We start from the raw sequence: 15,353 nt of genomic DNA, 5'->3' as shown, positions 1-15,353 counted from the left end.
TCCTATGCCTCCTTTTTATACATCATAGTACCAATACCGTTAGGGGTATAAATTTCTAGAATGAGTGCATGTTTTTTTCGACCATCTAGAATATGCACCATAGAAACACCTTCTTCTATGGCTTCCATACAACATTCAACTTTTGGAATCATACCACCTGCAATAATACCTGATTCAATATACTTTTTAGCTTCACTATCACTTAAGAAAGAGATCAGTGACTTTGGATCATCTTTATCCTTTAATACGCCCTCGACGTCTGTAAGAAATACTAATTTTTGTGCATTAAGTGCGCCTGCAATAGCAACTGCAGCATAATCTGCATTAATGTTATACGTATTCCCTTCTTCATCTGATCCAATAGGTGCAATAATAGGAATAAAATCATTATCAATTAAAGATTTTATGAGCCTTGTATTCACTTTTTCAATTTCCCCTACAAAACCTAAATCTACACCATCTTTATTGAGCTTTTTAGCTCTTAAAATCTTACCATCTTTACCTGTTAACCCAACAGGGCAGCCCCCTTGCCCTGAAATCATTTCTACGATTTGTTTATTCACCTTACCTGCTAATACCATTTCCACAACTTCCATGGTTTCTTTGGTTGTCACACGAAGTCCATTAATAAACTCAGACTGGATATCTAAACGTTTAAGCATATTATTAATTTCAGGTCCCCCACCATGAACAATGACTGGTTTTAAACCTACTAATTTGAGAAGTACGATATCCTGTACAATCGTCTTATTAATTTCTGGATCTAACATGGCACTGCCACCATATTTAATGACAACTGTATTGCCATTAAACTCTCTAATATAAGGTAATGCATCTATTAAAACTTTTGCTTTTTCTAAACCATCATTCATTATTAAATCCCCCTAAAGTCAATTCTATTTTCCCAATATTTAGCTTCTATAATCCCCATTAATTTTTACGTAATCATAGCTTAAATCACAGCCCCAAGCTGTTACACTTTCTTTTCCTTCATCCATGGTCACGAGAATTTTTATTTCATTTTCTTCTAGTACTTCTTTAGCTTTTTCTTCACTAAATTTAACAGGTAAGCCTTGTTTGAGCATTGCTACATTGCCAGCAATACTTTCAATGCTAATATCTACTTTTGCAGGGTCAAAGCTAATACCTGAGTACCCCATAGCACAAAAGATTCTTCCCCAGTTAGCATCTTCTCCAAAGAATGCTGTTTTAACTAAATTAGAAGTTAAAATACTTTTAGCAATGCATTTACCATCTTCAAAGTTCTTAACACCTTCTAAATTAACTTCTAATAACTTAGTAGCACCTTCGCCATCTTTAACGATTGAAATAGCAATATATTTACATACTTCATATAACGCTGCATAAAACTTATCAAAAGCTTCTCCTTCTTGATCAATAACTGGGTTGCCCGCCATCCCATTAGCTAAAACAAGCACAGAGTCATTAGTACTTGTATCCCCATCAACTGTAATCATGTTAAAAGAGGTATCGATTGCTTTCTTGAGTGCTTTTTGAAGCATCTCTTTAGTGATATTAACATCAGTTGTAATAAACCCTAGCATAGTTGCCATATTAGGATGAATCATACCTGAACCTTTACCCATACCACCTACAGTAATCGTCGTACCATTAATGTTTTCTTCTAAAGCAATAGTTTTCTTAACTAAGTCCGTTGTTAAGATGGCATCTGAAGCAGCTTCTCCTCCTTCATGAGTTGCACTTACTTTAACTGCTACTGGGCCAATACCTTTTCTTAAAACCTCCATTGGTAAATCCACACCAATAACACCCGTAGAACATACTAAGACTTGCTTTTTATCAATATTAAAGGCCTCTGCAACTAGGCTTGCCATCTCCTCTGTATCTTTTTCCCCTTGTACTCCTGTTGCAGCATTAGCATTACCACTATTAACCACAATGGCATGCACCTTTTCTCCTTCATTTAAAACCATTTGATCCCAAAGTACTGGTGCTGCTTTTACTACATTTTGTGTAAATGCACCTGCATACGTACAAGGTGTTTCACTATAAATAATCGCTAAATCTTTCTTTTTGTTCTTAATACCAATATGCTCTCCATTTGCTTTAAACCCTTTTGGTGCTGTAATGCTTCCTTGTATTAATCTCATCCGAATCCCTCCATATCTATTTATACACTCAACGAATAAACTTTTATTATGTTTATAATTATAAATATTTTTTATTTTATTTCAATACCTTTTTTTATTTTTATGAATAAAATTGTATTTTTATTCATAATCAACGTTTATTTTAATCATTTTTTCACATAAAAAAAGAGCTGTTGTATCAATTCAACAACTCTTTTAAGCGCTTACAAGCTATTTTACTATTAGTTATTTATTTGTATCTCATTCTTGTTTAAGAGTTACTTATTAAAAAACAGGTAATTTCAGGAATATTGCCAAGACGATATCGTACTTGACTGGTTCCTATTCCAGAATTTACGTATAACACCATACGTTCATTCTCTTCAAATGTATATTTACCTTTAATATATTTATTGGCATAAGGTGGTGTAAAAGGCGCTCCTACAAAAGGAATTCGCACTTGCCCACCATGACTATGTCCTGAAAGCTGCAAGTCAATAGGATAACCTGTCACTTCATCTGCCACGTCAGGTGCATGTGAAATAAATAAATTATAGTTAGACTTTTGGATTCCTTCCATAGCTTTTTCGATATTTACCGTTCCTAAAAGTTTATCATCAATACCTATTAAATGAATACGTTCCCCATTTTCTAAAGTAACATATTGATTGTCATTGACCAAAAGCTTAAACTCAGCTGCGGCTAATATTTTAGCATATCTTTTAGTGCCATTTCCTCCATGGTCATGATTACCATAAACTGCAAACTTCCCATAAGTTGCTTGAAGCTGCCCTAAAAGTACACTGGCTTCTTCTACTTCTGTAAACCCCTTATTATCGTCTATTAAATCACCCGTAAAAATAATCAAATCTGGCTTAAGTCCATTGATTCGTTCTACTACACGTTTCAAATCGGTAATGGTAAAGTCTTCCCCTAAGTGAACATCGCTAAATTGTACAATTTTCAAAGTGTCCTTTGGTATGCTTATACTTTGTGTAACTAGCTTTTCTTCTTTTATAATAAGAAGTTCCGGCTCTATGTATCTTGCATAAATATAGATACCTGCCGCAATGAGTACTAAGGTAACACTAATACTAATTACCCACCGCACAAATCTAATGACCGCCTTTATTAGCTTTAACAACATCTTTTTCCTCACACTCTCATTTATGACTTATACTTCAGTTCATGAGCCAAAAGCTTCTCTTTAATATCTATTTGATTCCCCATAAAACCTACCATTTTGCCATTCTTACCAATAACACGGTGGCAGGGCACAATAAGTGGTATAGGATTAGCACCATTAGCTCCTCCCACTGCTCTTTGCGCTTTAGGATTCCCAATTCTTTCAGCTAATTCCTTATAACTAATAGTCTCTCCATAAGGAATTTGTTTTAAGCCTTCCCATACTTTTTTTTGAAAAGTCGTTCCTTCTACTACCAAATCTAACTGAAATACTTGACGTTCTCCCTTAAAATATTCCTCTATTTGCTTTTTTGCTTCACCACACAACATTTCATCTCTTTCTAAATCAGGATTTATTTTTTGATAGGCTTTAAAGCCATCTTCCTTTAAGAAAATAGCTTCTACACCTTTCTCGCAAACCACTATGCCAATAGGTCCTAATAAAGAAGATTCATAAATTGTATAACCTCTTCTCACCTTATCCACCTCTACTTTATTCATCTTTTGTTAACTTTTCTATGGTACGCTTAATCACCTCAGAAGAAAAACCTCTTTGTGCTAAAAAAGCATACAGCTTGCTCTTTAGCTGATACAAGTCGTCTGTTTTCTTTTTATAATATTCAAATTTTTTCTCCGCTATGCCAATACAATTCTCATAAGCTTCTTCAGTGCTATAATTTTCTTCTAAAGCTTTTGTAATTTGTTCCTGGGAAACACCCTTATTTCTTAAGGCCTCTGCAATATATCTGGGGCCCTTTTTAGAAAATCTTTTTTTATCCCTTACAAAGGCTTCTGTTAATCTACTATCATCTAAATAATTATAGTATCTTAGTTTTTCTAATGTATACTGAATATCTTCTTCACTATACTCTTTCCTTTTGAGTTTCTCTACTAAAACCTTTTCAAAATAGTTCTGTCTACCCAAAAGATAAATAGCGTAGGAAAAACACCTGTTTTTACTTTCTTCTTCCTCTAAAGCTTTTAAAGCTTCTTCATCTATTTTTGCACCTTTTTTCAAATTCATACGAATCAGCGTGTCTTCTGTAACGCCGCAAAAAAATACTTCATCTAAAAAGATATTGTAACGTTCTCCATTTTGTTGTCTGCTAATTTTTGTAATTGTTTTCATTTTTCTACTCTCCTTGACTCCATTATAGCATATTATTAGTCGGGAGATAAATTTCAGAAATATAAAAGGAACTAGAAGTCTTCTACTCTTCTAATTCCTTTTTCATGCTATTATTCAGTTTCTGTACTCAATAGCAAATAATACATCATTTCTAAAGCTTCGGCTCTAGTAAGCTTATCTTTTGGCCTAAATAAACCTGTTTTATCTTTTTGAATCAACTTCAGACCATAAGCTACACTGATATGGCCTTTTAAAGCTTCATCATATTGCTTATCTTCAAAAGGATAGACATATAACTCGGAAATACTTGCTATCTTTTTATATGGGGTTGCACTAATCATATCATAAACAGACTTTTCTCTTGTTAAAGTCTGTTGCTTGTCAAGCGTTGCTTTACCCGTCACTTCTTTATACCATCCACTCACATTTTCATTTTCATCGGGCTTATACCCTTGCGTTACTTGGCATAAAAGATTTAAAAAGTCTTCTTCAGAAATAGGCAAATCTGGTTTTAACTTTTCTCCTTTTAAATAAATACCGCTATCAAATAGCTTCTTAATGAGTGCTTCTTTTGGATGTCCCTTTAAGTCAGTATAAAACTTTTGTGCTTCTTCCTCCATTACTTTTCCTGAATAATCTACTTCCTTACCATTAAAAGCATCTAAAAGCATATAGGTCTCCCTGGTGGTATATGCTAAACGATAAACGTCCTCACTTGTTTCCATATAAACTAACTCTAAGCCTATATTTTTAACTGCGTTTTCCTTACTCATCATCCCTTCTGGTGATTTAAAACTCATTTGACTCCAGTTCTTAGAATAAGATGTGACCTCCCCTAAACGTTGGTCATAGGTAATACTTAATCCCTCTCCGTCTACCAATAAATGATTTACTAAGCGTCCATAATAATAGTTTGTTGTAGTCATGTCTTCATTTGTATACTCATCTTCTATTAACTTCGTTTCTTTAAATTGCTGTGGTGCCACTTGACTTAAAAATGAGGCTGCTTCTTTTTCACTCCAGTGATACTCGGCTGTTTCTGGTGACGTACTACTCCAAAAGTAATAATTTTCTATCTCTGCTGTTTTAGCATCCACCGTTAAACTAACATTTGTCTTATTAACCTCATCCTTTAAAACGATTTGCCTTATATAAATTTCCTTCTGCTTATAAAGATTATTTCTGCTGACTGTAGCTGATTTCACACGTGGAAAATGCTTAGCTACCTTGTCAAGGATCACTTCTACGCTCAATAATCCTTTTGTTTCCTCTACTGCTTTTCTCTCAGAAGGTGTTAAACCTGAAGCACCACTATCATTTTTAGCTGTAACGGACTGACTTTCCTCGGTAGTTGCTTCTTTATATAACTCATTGTCTTCATTTTTATAATGAACTACTAATGCACCTGTAGCTGCATCTATTCCCTTCCTCTCTCCATTTTGGAGTTTGTAAACTAAAAAGCTACTTTTCTCTTCAGTTTTCCAATCATAATAGGTTTTATAAAGTGCTGGTAAGCCCACTTGTTTTAAATAACCTACTTCTGCTTGTTCTAGAGTAATCTTTGGCTGATTGGCATTATACGTACGCTCAGAGAAATCTATTCCTGAAAAACTTTTTATTTCACCTGTCTGTTTGTTAACGTTAACGTAAATGACTTGGTTAAATACTTTAACGCCTTCATGATATAAATCATATACATAAGTATAGTCATAATCACTACTTGGTGCCGTTCTTTCTCTTAGCACTAAAGCTTTAGCATATTCAGGTACTACTTGATTTAAAAAAGATTCTGCTTTAGCTTTTCCTGTTTCCCAATCAATCTTTGCTAAAGTGCTATCACTTGTATGATACAGATTTAAGCGATAACTCAGAATGTCCCCATCACTCTCACACTCTACGTATAAGCTTCCTTGCTTACCTTCTTGATCTTGCCATATGAAACGATAATCTTCACCTGATTGATTATAATTAAACTCTGTAAAAGCTTTTGGCACTTCTATTTTAGCTTTAACTTTGCCTAGTAATCCTTCTAACCCTTGAGTCTTCTCATTAGCAAAACTGACTTGTGGCACTAACATAGCTATCACCGTTAACAATAAAAATTTTTTTCTCATTTTATAACCCCCTTTCATCTTATTTCATTAGACGTAGTAAAGATAAATAAGTTCCCTATTATTTAAATTTTTATAAAATTTTATTATTATACAATCTACTTTGTTTATCAGTTATTATATTCTTTTTTATTAGGCAAACACTTTAACTTTTACAAGTAACTAAAAGGTTGTTAGGTTGTTAGCAAGAAAGTGGACTAGCGTCCACATTTCTTCCGCTAGGGAACCCTAGATTTCCTTCGCGCTGACAAAAAAAACATGTCAGCTGAGTACCCTCCTGAATACGGCAGGGAATACTTCCCTAGACTACAAAAAAAGCAGCTATAAGGCCTATCACCTTATACCTGCTTTTTCTTTTTCATCATTGTGCTTATTCAAATGTCGTAGATTGCCATTGTGCTTCTCTAACATAGGCTTCCACTAAATCAGCTGCCATATTAGGATTAATAGTTTCTTCGTGAGCAATAGTAATGTTAGACATAGCAATAGCATATTTAACAATCTCTACTGTACTTTTATTTGCCATATACCCTGCTCCAATGCCTGCTACAAAAGCATCACCAGCCCCTGTAACATTAATCACTTCTAAAGCATTTGCTTTAATAATACCTTCTTCCTTACCATCATTATAATAAACACCATCTACATCAAGACTAATAAATACATTTTGTACACCTAAACCTCTTAGGTAAGCACCTGCTTTTCTAGCATCTTCATATGTTTTCACCTCAAAGCCACATAACACTTCTGCTTCATGTCTATTAGGTTTTACTGTATGAAAATAGTGAAGTAAATGTTTAATCCTAGCTGCTTTAGCAGCTGATACTGGATCTAAAACAAATTTTGTTTTACCTTGATAAGTCGTTACAATATGCTCAATAAAAGGGGGGTTATCTGCACCTAAAAACATATATTCTGCATTTTCAATAATAGAAGCACGCTCACTTAAAGCTTCCTTTGAAAACTCATTGGCTAATTTTGTATCAACCACGGCTGATACCATTTCTCCATTTTCATCTAATATGGCCATATAAGTAGGTGTGGAGCCACCGTGTACGATTAAAGTGTTACTCATATCTAAACCTACTTTTTCAGCTTGTCTTAAAATATCCTTGCCTTTTTCATCATCACCTAAAATAGAAATAAACTGTGTATTTGTTCCTACTAAAGACATATTTTCTGCAATGTTTCTACAAACACCACCGCAAGACACTTTTACTTTTCCTGGATTAGAATCATAGGGTCTATAGGTTGCATAAGAAAAACCAAAAATATCGTATATGGCAATACCAAATACAAGTGCATAAGGTTTATTATTTTCCATGGTCATTATATTCCTTTACTTGATTTTATAGATAACTATTATATTAACATAAGTTTTGTAGAAAACCTATTAAAAAATACCCACAGCTATATTTTTCCAAGATTATAGATAATTATATCTTTTTCATACCAAAAAGCACACTATTACTAAACTTTAAATTTTGTATTACACTATTTTTTGTTGAATTTATTAATTTTTTATCTTATAATTACCTTACTATTTACTATGTAAAGGAGCCGATTTGGAATAAGATGAATAATACAGACTCTAACGCATTAAAGCTACATGGCTTTAATAATTTAACCAAAACTCTTAGCTTTAATATGTATGATATTTGTTACACTAAAACTGCTGAAGATCGTAAGGCCTATATTGAGTATATTGATGAGCAATATAATGCAGAGCGATTAACTCAAATTCTAACTACAGTTACAGAAATGATTGGTGCTAATATACTAAACATTGCCAAACAAGATTATGATCCTCAAGGAGCTAGTGTGACTATTCTTATTTCTGAAGGTGCCGTTCCTGAAATTCGCCATGATGAAGCTAAGTCAGCTTCTCCAGGACCAATTCCTGAAATCATATTAGGCCACTTAGATAAAAGTCACATTACGGTACATACTTATCCTGAATATCATCCTTATGAAGGTATTAGTACCTTTAGAGCAGATATAGATGTAGCTACTTGTGGAGAAATTTCTCCTCTTAAAGCGCTTAATTATCTTATTCACTGCTTTGATGCTGATGTGATGACGTTAGATTATAAAGTACGTGGCTTTGCTAGAGATATTGCCGGTAATAAACTTTTTATAGATCATCCTATTGATTCTATTCAAAACTTTATCCCTGAACATATTCGCATGATGTATAACATGATTGATGTTAATGTTTATCAAGAAAATATTTTCCATACTAAATGCCGCTTAAAACAGTTCGACCTAGACAACTATTTATTTGGGTATACTCAAGAAGAACTACATAAAGGTGAAGCAAAAATAATTGCTAAAAAAGTAAAAAAAGAAATGGATGAAATTTTCTATGGTACTGTTGTACGTGAAGCTATGTTTAATTTAGAGGATTAGGAGGCTCTTATGCAGGATTTATGGTATAGCGAAAAATATGAGGAAGATGTGAAATTCTCAGTGAAGGTCACCCAGCACCTCTATTCTGAAAAAACCCCTTTTCAACAAATTGACTTCTTTGATAGTAAAACCTTTGGACGCTTTTTCACCTTAGATGGCTTTATGATGGTTACAGAAAAAGATGAGTTTATTTATCACGAAATGATTACTCATGTAGCTATGGCTGTTAATCCAGAAGTAAAGCGTGTACTTATTATTGGTGGAGGCGATGGTGGTACAGCTAGGGAAATTTTACGATATAAAACAATTAAAAAAGTGGATTTGGTTGAAATTGATGAACGCGTGGTAAGGCTTTGTCAACAATACTTACCTCTAACAGCTGCGCCTTTTGATCATGATAATAGACTTATTCTTCACTTTCAAGATGGATTAGATTTTGTTCAAACTGCTAAAAATAATAGCTATGACTTAATCTTAGTAGATTCTACAGATCCTATTGGTCCTGGTGAAGGACTATTTACTTATGATTTTTATCATCATTGTGAACGTCTATTAAGTAATGTAGGTATTTTAATTAATCAACATGAAAGCCCTTATTATGAAAGTGATGCCTACGAAATGAAGCGTTCTCACGCTAAGATCAAAGCTAGCTTTCCTATCGCAAAAGTCTATCAATTTCATATGCCTACCTATCCTTCAGGTCATTGGCTCTTTGGCTTTGCTTCTAAGAAATATGATCCTATAAAAGATTTAAAAAGTGATAAATGGGAATCTCTTGGGCTTTATACCAAATACTATAATACAAAATTGCACCAAGGAGCTTTTATGCTCCCTACCTATGTAAAGGAAGGACTTGAAAATGTTTAATACTTATACAAATCAACAATTTATTGGCTGTGATAAGCCTTTTGAAGAAGGAAAGGTGGTTTTATTTGGTGCACCTTTTGATGGTACTACTAGCTATAGACCTGGTACACGCTTTGCACCTACCGCTATTAGACCGGATTCTTACGGCCTTGAAACCTATTCTCCCTATTTAGATTTAGATTTAGAAGACTTCTTAATTAGTGATATAGGAGATGTGGATGTACCTTTTGGTAATCCCCCTAAAGCTCTAGCAGCTATCAAAGCTGTGGCAGCAGAAATCGTTTCACATGGTAAAAAACCCCTTATGATTGGTGGCGAACATTTAGTCAGCTTACCTGTTATTGAAACTCTTGCACATCATTATCCTGATTTACATATTATTCATTTAGATGCACATACAGATTTAAGAGATGATTATTTAGGAGAAAAACTTTCCCATGCTACTGTTTTAAGACGTGCGTGGGATATTTTAGGGGATCATCGTATTTTTCAGTTCGGTATTCGTTCTGGTATGAAACAAGAATTCGAATGGGCTAAAACACATACTTATTTGCATCCTTTTGATACTGTCACTTTAAAAGAAACGATGCAAAGCTTAAAAGGAAAGCCTATCTACTTTACCCTAGACTTAGATGTATTAGACCCTTCTATTTTTTCTGGAACAGGTACACCAGAACCAGGTGGAATCACTATGAAAGAACTTTTAGAAGTCTTTATTATCCTTAAAGAAGCATACCTTATTGGTGCCGATGTAGTAGAACTAGCACCTCATTATGATGCAAGTGGTGTTTCTACTGCTGTAGCTTGCAAAGTAATTAGAGAAATTGCTTTACTTTTAGCTAACTGTTAATCAATTTGAATATAAAAATAATAAACAGGATGTCAACACATCCTGTTTATTATTTTTATATTTATAGAGATATCCCTATAGTACTCATTATAAGCCTATTAAATATGACTAACTATTAATGACTTCTAGGTGTTGCTCTCTGTTGTGTAGCACAGAGAATATCTTTATAGTACGGTGTTGATGGTGTTACGTCTGAAAAGCCACTCGTTTTATTTTTAGTATCACACTCAATATCAAATAGTTTATTAAGAAGTACAACTGCTTGTGTCCGTGTTAAATCTCCTGTTCCTGCTGGTACATCTACATTGGTTGTTTTCAAATACGCAGCTAAACGTGGCATAATCTCCCTTGCTTCTGTTAAGGTTACAGGTTCTGTTGGTCTAAAGGTTCCATCTGCATATGGCTTCATCAAGCCTAGTTTAGTTACATAATTAATCCCATCTGTACTAAATTTAAGTTCAGGCACATCTTTAAACTGATTTTGCTGAGCTGGAATATCATTTTTAGTTAATAGTCTAGCAATCATTGTGGCAAGCTCTGCTCTTGTCACGGCTTGATCTGGCCTAAACGTCTCATCTGGATAACCACTGATATAAGGAAAATTAATGGCAGTTTGCGTACTTTCATCTATTGGCGGCTTACAGAAGGTCACACAGATTTTAGTACTTTTGGTACATCCATTTTCAGTATACTTGATAACTACGGTTTTACTTCCCTTTTGCGGCTTAATAGTAGCAAAGTTAGTCATAAAATCTTTAATCAATTTAGGCTCAGCTATATCCTTATAGTACGCCTTAACTTCAAGCATATCTTTAAAGTCCTTCTCGCTAGTGCCTACAGGCACTTGAATTGCTTTTGGTGAAACTACTATACGCTTAAGTATTGGTGCATTCACTGTAGCTACCTGCCCCTTACTTACCTTTGTCGTTCCACCATAAATTAAAGTTGGAATCAAAATCAAGCATATAACGAATAATGCAATGAGATTCTTAGGTTTTTGTTCCATAGTAAGGCTCCTTTTGTTGCATTAAAATAATGTTTCTTTTAGAGCCTAGTATGGCAAATTCTTTAGTAAATTATTCATCTTTTTCTACTAACTAATTTCTTGAATCGCACGAATGCCATCTAAATGATGAAGTTCAAAAATATATTGAGTATGATCACAATTATCACATAATACTAAAGTCATCATAGCACCTACAATCTGATCTCCATCTTGCTTAATGCGCTGTATTTCCAAATCAGAAACCTTAGTTCCTTGAGCTTTTACATATTCTATAAAATGACTTAATGCACTCATATTATCTAACTCTAAATAGATCTCCATCACTTTTGAATGCATTTGAACATATTCATCTAAACGATGAAGTCCAATCATAACACCATATAAAAAAATACAACTAATAATTGCACCTTCATAAAAACCTACGCCAATAGCAAGCCCCATACATGCGCAGGCCCACAGACCTGCTGCAGTTGTAAGTCCCTTTACTTGATTACGCCCTATTACAATAATAGTCCCTGCTCCCAAGAAACCAATCCCACTAATAACCTGAGCACCTAATCTTGTAGCATCTGTTTGTATTTTTAACACATCTACCATGTATTGACTAGTAAGCATCACTAATGTGGCGCCTATACACACTAATATATGTGTTCTAAAACCCGCTGGCCTTTTCTTTGTACCTCTTTCGATTCCAATGATTCCAGAAAATAAAGTAGCTAGTAGTAATCTAAAAATAATCGATACTGTATTTACTTCTCTTAAATATTCCATTACTTGATGCATGTCTCTTCTCCCCCTCAACAAGGCTGCTTTATGTTTTTAATACTATTTTAGCATAATGCAATGAATTTGTTCGAAAAATATCATCAGTCATAGCATCCTTAACACTTAAGTGCTATTCCATACTGATTCTAAAAGGTCTATAATTAATCTTATAGAATAAATTGATGTCCATTGATAGGAGGTAAAACCATGTATACTTATTTAAAAAAACATGAGGCTTTTATGATTGAAGCTTTAAAAGACCCTTCTGCAAACTTAAACTGGCTCTCTACTTATCATCAAACTCAAATCTTATTTATACAACATGAACGTCTTATTCACCTGCTTATTACCTTATTTTTTGCTTTCTTATTTTTATGTAGTTGTATTGCCACTTTTTGCGCACCTATGCCGCTGTTGTTTTTACTTGACCTCATTTTACTTATTACTCTCCTATTTTACATTCGTCATTACTATCGCCTTGAAAACGGCCTTGAACGTTGGTATAAAATTTATACTGAACTTGAAAATCTCAAATCACCTCACTAGCCTAGTATTTACATATGGTGTATACTATTATAGACCTAAATACCGTATGCAAAGGAGATTACTATGACACATACTTTTAGTGCATTGAAAATAAATCATTCTCTCATTGAAGGGCTAAAACACCAAGGTATTACTTCACCTATGCCTATTCAAGAGCTTACTTTACCAACTTTTCTAGAAGGCCACGATGTCATCATCGAGTCACATACCGGAAGCGGTAAAACTTTAGCATTTGTCCTCCCTCTTTTTGAAAAAATTGATTTGACAAAACGCGAAATGCAAGCCATTATTTTAGCTCCTACCCATGAGCTTGTTATGCAGATTCATGAACAAATCACTGTACTTGCCAAAAATAGTAGCTTAAATATTCAATCTTGTCCAATCATAGGGGAGGTCAATATAGACCACCAAATCAAAAAACTTCGTGATAAGCCTCAAATTATTGTCGGAACTGCTGGTCGTATTCTAGATTTAATGACTAAGAAAAAAATCACTGCCTCTACTATCCAAACCGTGATTTTAGATGAAGCAGACCATTTACTTGATCAAAACCAAGCTAATACTATTAAAAAAATGCTTTATCTTTTGCCTAAAGACCGTCAAATCTGTTTATGTTCAGCTAGTATGAGCCCTACTGCTATAGAGGCTGTTAAAACTTTTATGACTCATCCTGTTACAGTACGTACTGCAGAGCAAACTGTTCTTAACCCACGCATTAAGCATTTTTGTTTAGTAAGTGAACAACGAGAGAAATTCGATATGCTTCGTAAGCTTTTAGTCGCTACTCATACGCAGCGTGCTCTTATTTTTGTTAGTCAAAATACAGATACAACCACCTTAGTAGAAAAGCTAAAACATCATGGACATTCCGTAGCCACTATTTCTGGTAAGCTTACTAAAGAAGCTCGTAAAGCTGCTTTAACAGCCTTCAGGTCGGGTAAAGTAAAACTTCTTATTTCCTCTGATTTATCTGCCAGAGGCTTAGATGTACCAGATATTACTCATGTCATTCATTTTGATTTTCCACTAACCGCTCATGAGTATTTACATCGTGCAGGTCGTAGTGCAAGAGGCTTTAAAGAAGGTCATTCTATTTGCTTAGCTACGTCTAAAGACTTAGGTGCCATACGTATTTTTGAACGTGACTTCAATATTACAATTGTACCTATTAAACTGATTAAAGGACAAGTTAGAGATTTAAAAACAGGTGAGATTGTTGCTTCTTCTGACCCTAGCGATCAAAAACCATTTTTAGAAAAATCCGAATCAAAAAAACGTAATAAATATCCTAAAGGCTTTAATAGCGAAAAAAAGAAAAACTCTACTGCTTCTACACCAGTACCTGAAGCTAAATTTAAATCGCACAAAAAGAATACCTCTTTTAAGGAGGATGCATCACATGCTTCTCATGCAAGTACGCTAGCTGATGCACTATCTCTTATTGCACAAGATAAATTTGGTAAAAACTACGAATAATCATATCATTGACAAGGGAACTCAACATGGCTAAAAAACAACTGGATTTATCTCACATCCTAGCACCTCTAGAAAATGAATTTAAGGAAACCTTACAAGAAATTTGTGAGCCGCATTCCCAAGAAAACGCTGTATTCGATGCAGCCATAGAGGATTTTATTGCAAAATATGGTGGAAGTGGTTACCGAAACTTAGATGACCTACTTGCTACCTCTGCTTTAGAAGCTGCTAATAGCTTACAAAATGAACCAATTCCCCTAGATATCCTCTTAAAAGATTTATTGGAATAGGAAATGAAAAATAGCTGTAATAAAATAAACAGCTAATAACTTTTATAAATAAAAACCATGTATAACTAAAAACATCCTAGCTATACATGGTTTTTATGCCTATAAAGCTCTTACCGTTCAGCTACTTTACTAAGTAGTACACGCCTATGCACAATGTAGCAAAATAAACGGAGAAGTCTCTTCTTTTAATGCTCATTAAATTGATTATTCTTTACTGCATGATGCTCTTCATTTAAATGTAGCAAAAGCTCCTTTAAAGTCCATTTAATAGAAGTTTCAGTTACAACTGCTATCAATGGCCTATTCATGCGAAACTTCTTTAATCCTTCTATAAAAGCACTTATTCTTGTACTAGAGATATTATTAAAAATAATGGCTTTTTGTTTTAAACATGCGTCTGTACTAGAAGTTAACTGATTATCTAAAATAGCTTGTAAAGTGCATTCACCATGCTCCATTCCAAGTATAATTTGATCTCCTACGCCTGCCATTCTAGCCACCATTTGAATCTGTTTAAGCTCTGCTGGGGTAAAATAATACAGCATCATACAGCTTCTTTCATGAATCACTTCTTGATCACTAACTGTTTTCATTTTTTCAAAAGACAT

At 34.1% G+C, this 15,353-nt stretch carries 16 protein-coding genes; 6 read left to right on the top strand and 10 right to left on the bottom strand.

Annotation, left to right across the window (positions count from 1 at the left end; translation table 11 throughout):
• Nucleotides 1-2: 2 nt before the first annotated feature.
• From argB to EKH84_RS09510, 7 genes are all read right to left on the bottom strand, one after another.
• Nucleotides 3-872, bottom strand: a complete 870-nt coding sequence (argB, locus tag EKH84_RS09540) for an acetylglutamate kinase (protein ID WP_013656417.1) — start codon at nucleotides 870-872, stop codon at nucleotides 3-5.
• 39 nt (nucleotides 873-911) lie between these two features.
• A complete protein-coding gene (argJ, locus tag EKH84_RS09535; protein WP_127066091.1) occupies nucleotides 912-2,132 on the bottom strand; it encodes a bifunctional ornithine acetyltransferase/N-acetylglutamate synthase in 1,221 nt (406 codons plus the stop codon).
• 250 nt (nucleotides 2,133-2,382) lie between these two features.
• Entirely contained in the window at nucleotides 2,383-3,222 is an 840-nt protein-coding gene (locus EKH84_RS09530) for a metallophosphoesterase (RefSeq protein ID WP_013656415.1), read from the bottom strand.
• A gap of 56 nt (nucleotides 3,223-3,278) precedes the next feature.
• A complete protein-coding gene (locus tag EKH84_RS09525) occupies nucleotides 3,279-3,773 on the bottom strand; it encodes a methylated-DNA--[protein]-cysteine S-methyltransferase (RefSeq protein WP_243118656.1) in 495 nt (164 codons plus the stop codon).
• 16 nt (nucleotides 3,774-3,789) lie between these two features.
• Complete coding sequence (locus tag EKH84_RS09520) at nucleotides 3,790-4,425, bottom strand: regulatory protein RecX (protein ID WP_127066088.1); 636 nt, start codon at nucleotides 4,423-4,425, stop codon at nucleotides 3,790-3,792.
• 110 nt (nucleotides 4,426-4,535) lie between these two features.
• Nucleotides 4,536-6,539 (bottom strand): YcdB/YcdC domain-containing protein, encoded by a 2,004-nt coding sequence (locus EKH84_RS09515; RefSeq protein WP_190283554.1) that lies wholly within the window; start codon nucleotides 6,537-6,539, stop codon nucleotides 4,536-4,538.
• Nucleotides 6,540-6,906: 367 nt separating this feature from the next.
• Entirely contained in the window at nucleotides 6,907-7,860 is a 954-nt protein-coding gene (locus tag EKH84_RS09510) for a carbohydrate kinase family protein (protein ID WP_330547599.1), read from the bottom strand.
• Between the two features lie 251 nt (nucleotides 7,861-8,111).
• Between EKH84_RS09510 and speD the strand changes: the two genes are divergently transcribed.
• Genes speD through speB form a run of 3 tightly spaced genes read left to right on the top strand, consistent with a single transcriptional unit; the run spans nucleotide 8,112 to nucleotide 10,662 of the window.
• On the top strand, nucleotides 8,112-8,945 hold the full coding sequence (gene speD, locus EKH84_RS09505) for an adenosylmethionine decarboxylase (RefSeq protein WP_013656410.1): 834 nt from the start codon (nucleotides 8,112-8,114) through the stop codon (nucleotides 8,943-8,945).
• A 9-nt stretch (nucleotides 8,946-8,954) separates the two neighbouring features.
• Nucleotides 8,955-9,812: a polyamine aminopropyltransferase gene (gene speE, locus EKH84_RS09500; protein WP_127066085.1), complete on the top strand. Its 858-nt coding sequence runs from the start codon at nucleotides 8,955-8,957 to the stop codon at nucleotides 9,810-9,812.
• Nucleotides 9,805-10,662: an agmatinase gene (speB, locus tag EKH84_RS09495; RefSeq protein ID WP_127066084.1), complete on the top strand. Its 858-nt coding sequence runs from the start codon at nucleotides 9,805-9,807 to the stop codon at nucleotides 10,660-10,662. The genes speE and speB overlap by 8 nt, the downstream gene beginning before the upstream one ends.
• Nucleotides 10,663-10,777: 115 nt before the next feature.
• Here the strand turns inward: speB and EKH84_RS09490 are convergent, their stop codons facing one another.
• Together EKH84_RS09490 and EKH84_RS09485 are read right to left on the bottom strand one after the other, a co-directional pair.
• On the bottom strand, nucleotides 10,778-11,668 hold the full coding sequence (locus EKH84_RS09490) for an S-layer homology domain-containing protein (protein WP_127066083.1): 891 nt from the start codon (nucleotides 11,666-11,668) through the stop codon (nucleotides 10,778-10,780).
• 87 nt (nucleotides 11,669-11,755) lie between these two features.
• Nucleotides 11,756-12,451 carry an MgtC/SapB family protein gene (locus EKH84_RS09485; protein ID WP_127066082.1) on the bottom strand — a complete coding sequence of 232 codons (696 nt, stop codon included), beginning with the start codon at nucleotides 12,449-12,451 and terminating at the stop codon, nucleotides 11,756-11,758.
• A gap of 189 nt (nucleotides 12,452-12,640) precedes the next feature.
• On the opposite strand from EKH84_RS09485, the gene EKH84_RS09480 reads away from it, so the two are divergent.
• From EKH84_RS09480 to EKH84_RS09470, 3 genes are all read left to right on the top strand, one after another.
• Nucleotides 12,641-12,979 (top strand): hypothetical protein, encoded by a 339-nt coding sequence (locus EKH84_RS09480; protein ID WP_013656405.1) that lies wholly within the window; start codon nucleotides 12,641-12,643, stop codon nucleotides 12,977-12,979.
• A 63-nt stretch (nucleotides 12,980-13,042) separates the two neighbouring features.
• Entirely contained in the window at nucleotides 13,043-14,455 is a 1,413-nt protein-coding gene (locus EKH84_RS09475) for a DEAD/DEAH box helicase (protein ID WP_127066081.1), read from the top strand.
• Between the two features lie 26 nt (nucleotides 14,456-14,481).
• Nucleotides 14,482-14,745 carry a hypothetical protein gene (locus EKH84_RS09470; protein WP_127066080.1) on the top strand — a complete coding sequence of 88 codons (264 nt, stop codon included), beginning with the start codon at nucleotides 14,482-14,484 and terminating at the stop codon, nucleotides 14,743-14,745.
• 185 nt (nucleotides 14,746-14,930) lie between these two features.
• Here EKH84_RS09470 and EKH84_RS09465 read toward each other — a convergent pair whose 3' ends face one another.
• Nucleotides 14,931-15,353, bottom strand: coding sequence for a DUF3783 domain-containing protein (locus EKH84_RS09465; RefSeq protein WP_190283553.1), 423 nt, complete (start codon nucleotides 15,351-15,353; stop codon nucleotides 14,931-14,933).

It is taken from the genome of Cellulosilyticum sp. WCF-2, assembly GCF_003990395.1.
Lineage (GTDB): Bacteria > Bacillota > Clostridia > Lachnospirales > Cellulosilyticaceae > Cellulosilyticum > Cellulosilyticum lentocellum.
Note: the sequence above shows the minus strand (reverse complement) of the source record. Positions and strands in the feature narration are given on the sequence as shown.

What these genes read in the sequence shown, in the direction of transcription:
- EKH84_RS09485 (WP_127066082.1), bottom strand. Translation starts at nt 12,451, where the DNA reads ATGCATCAAGTAATGGAATATTTAAGAGAAGTAAATACAGTATCGATT.
- speE (WP_127066085.1), top strand. Translation starts at nt 8,955, where the DNA reads ATGCAGGATTTATGGTATAGCGAAAAATATGAGGAAGATGTGAAATTC.
- EKH84_RS09480 (WP_013656405.1), top strand. Translation starts at nt 12,641, where the DNA reads ATGTATACTTATTTAAAAAAACATGAGGCTTTTATGATTGAAGCTTTA.
- argJ (WP_127066091.1), bottom strand. Translation starts at nt 2,132, where the DNA reads ATGAGATTAATACAAGGAAGCATTACAGCACCAAAAGGGTTTAAAGCA.
- argB (WP_013656417.1), bottom strand. Translation starts at nt 872, where the DNA reads ATGAATGATGGTTTAGAAAAAGCAAAAGTTTTAATAGATGCATTACCT.
- EKH84_RS09490 (WP_127066083.1), bottom strand. Translation starts at nt 11,668, where the DNA reads ATGGAACAAAAACCTAAGAATCTCATTGCATTATTCGTTATATGCTTG.
- speB (WP_127066084.1), top strand. Translation starts at nt 9,805, where the DNA reads ATGTTTAATACTTATACAAATCAACAATTTATTGGCTGTGATAAGCCT.
- EKH84_RS09470 (WP_127066080.1), top strand. Translation starts at nt 14,482, where the DNA reads ATGGCTAAAAAACAACTGGATTTATCTCACATCCTAGCACCTCTAGAA.
- EKH84_RS09475 (WP_127066081.1), top strand. Translation starts at nt 13,043, where the DNA reads ATGACACATACTTTTAGTGCATTGAAAATAAATCATTCTCTCATTGAA.
- EKH84_RS09465 (WP_190283553.1), bottom strand. Translation starts at nt 15,353, where the DNA reads ATGTCTTTTGAAAAAATGAAAACAGTTAGTGATCAAGAAGTGATTCAT.
- EKH84_RS09515 (WP_190283554.1), bottom strand. Translation starts at nt 6,539, where the DNA reads ATGAGAAAAAAATTTTTATTGTTAACGGTGATAGCTATGTTAGTGCCA.
- speD (WP_013656410.1), top strand. Translation starts at nt 8,112, where the DNA reads ATGAATAATACAGACTCTAACGCATTAAAGCTACATGGCTTTAATAAT.
- EKH84_RS09520 (WP_127066088.1), bottom strand. Translation starts at nt 4,425, where the DNA reads ATGAAAACAATTACAAAAATTAGCAGACAACAAAATGGAGAACGTTAC.
- EKH84_RS09510 (WP_330547599.1), bottom strand. Translation starts at nt 7,860, where the DNA reads ATGGAAAATAATAAACCTTATGCACTTGTATTTGGTATTGCCATATAC.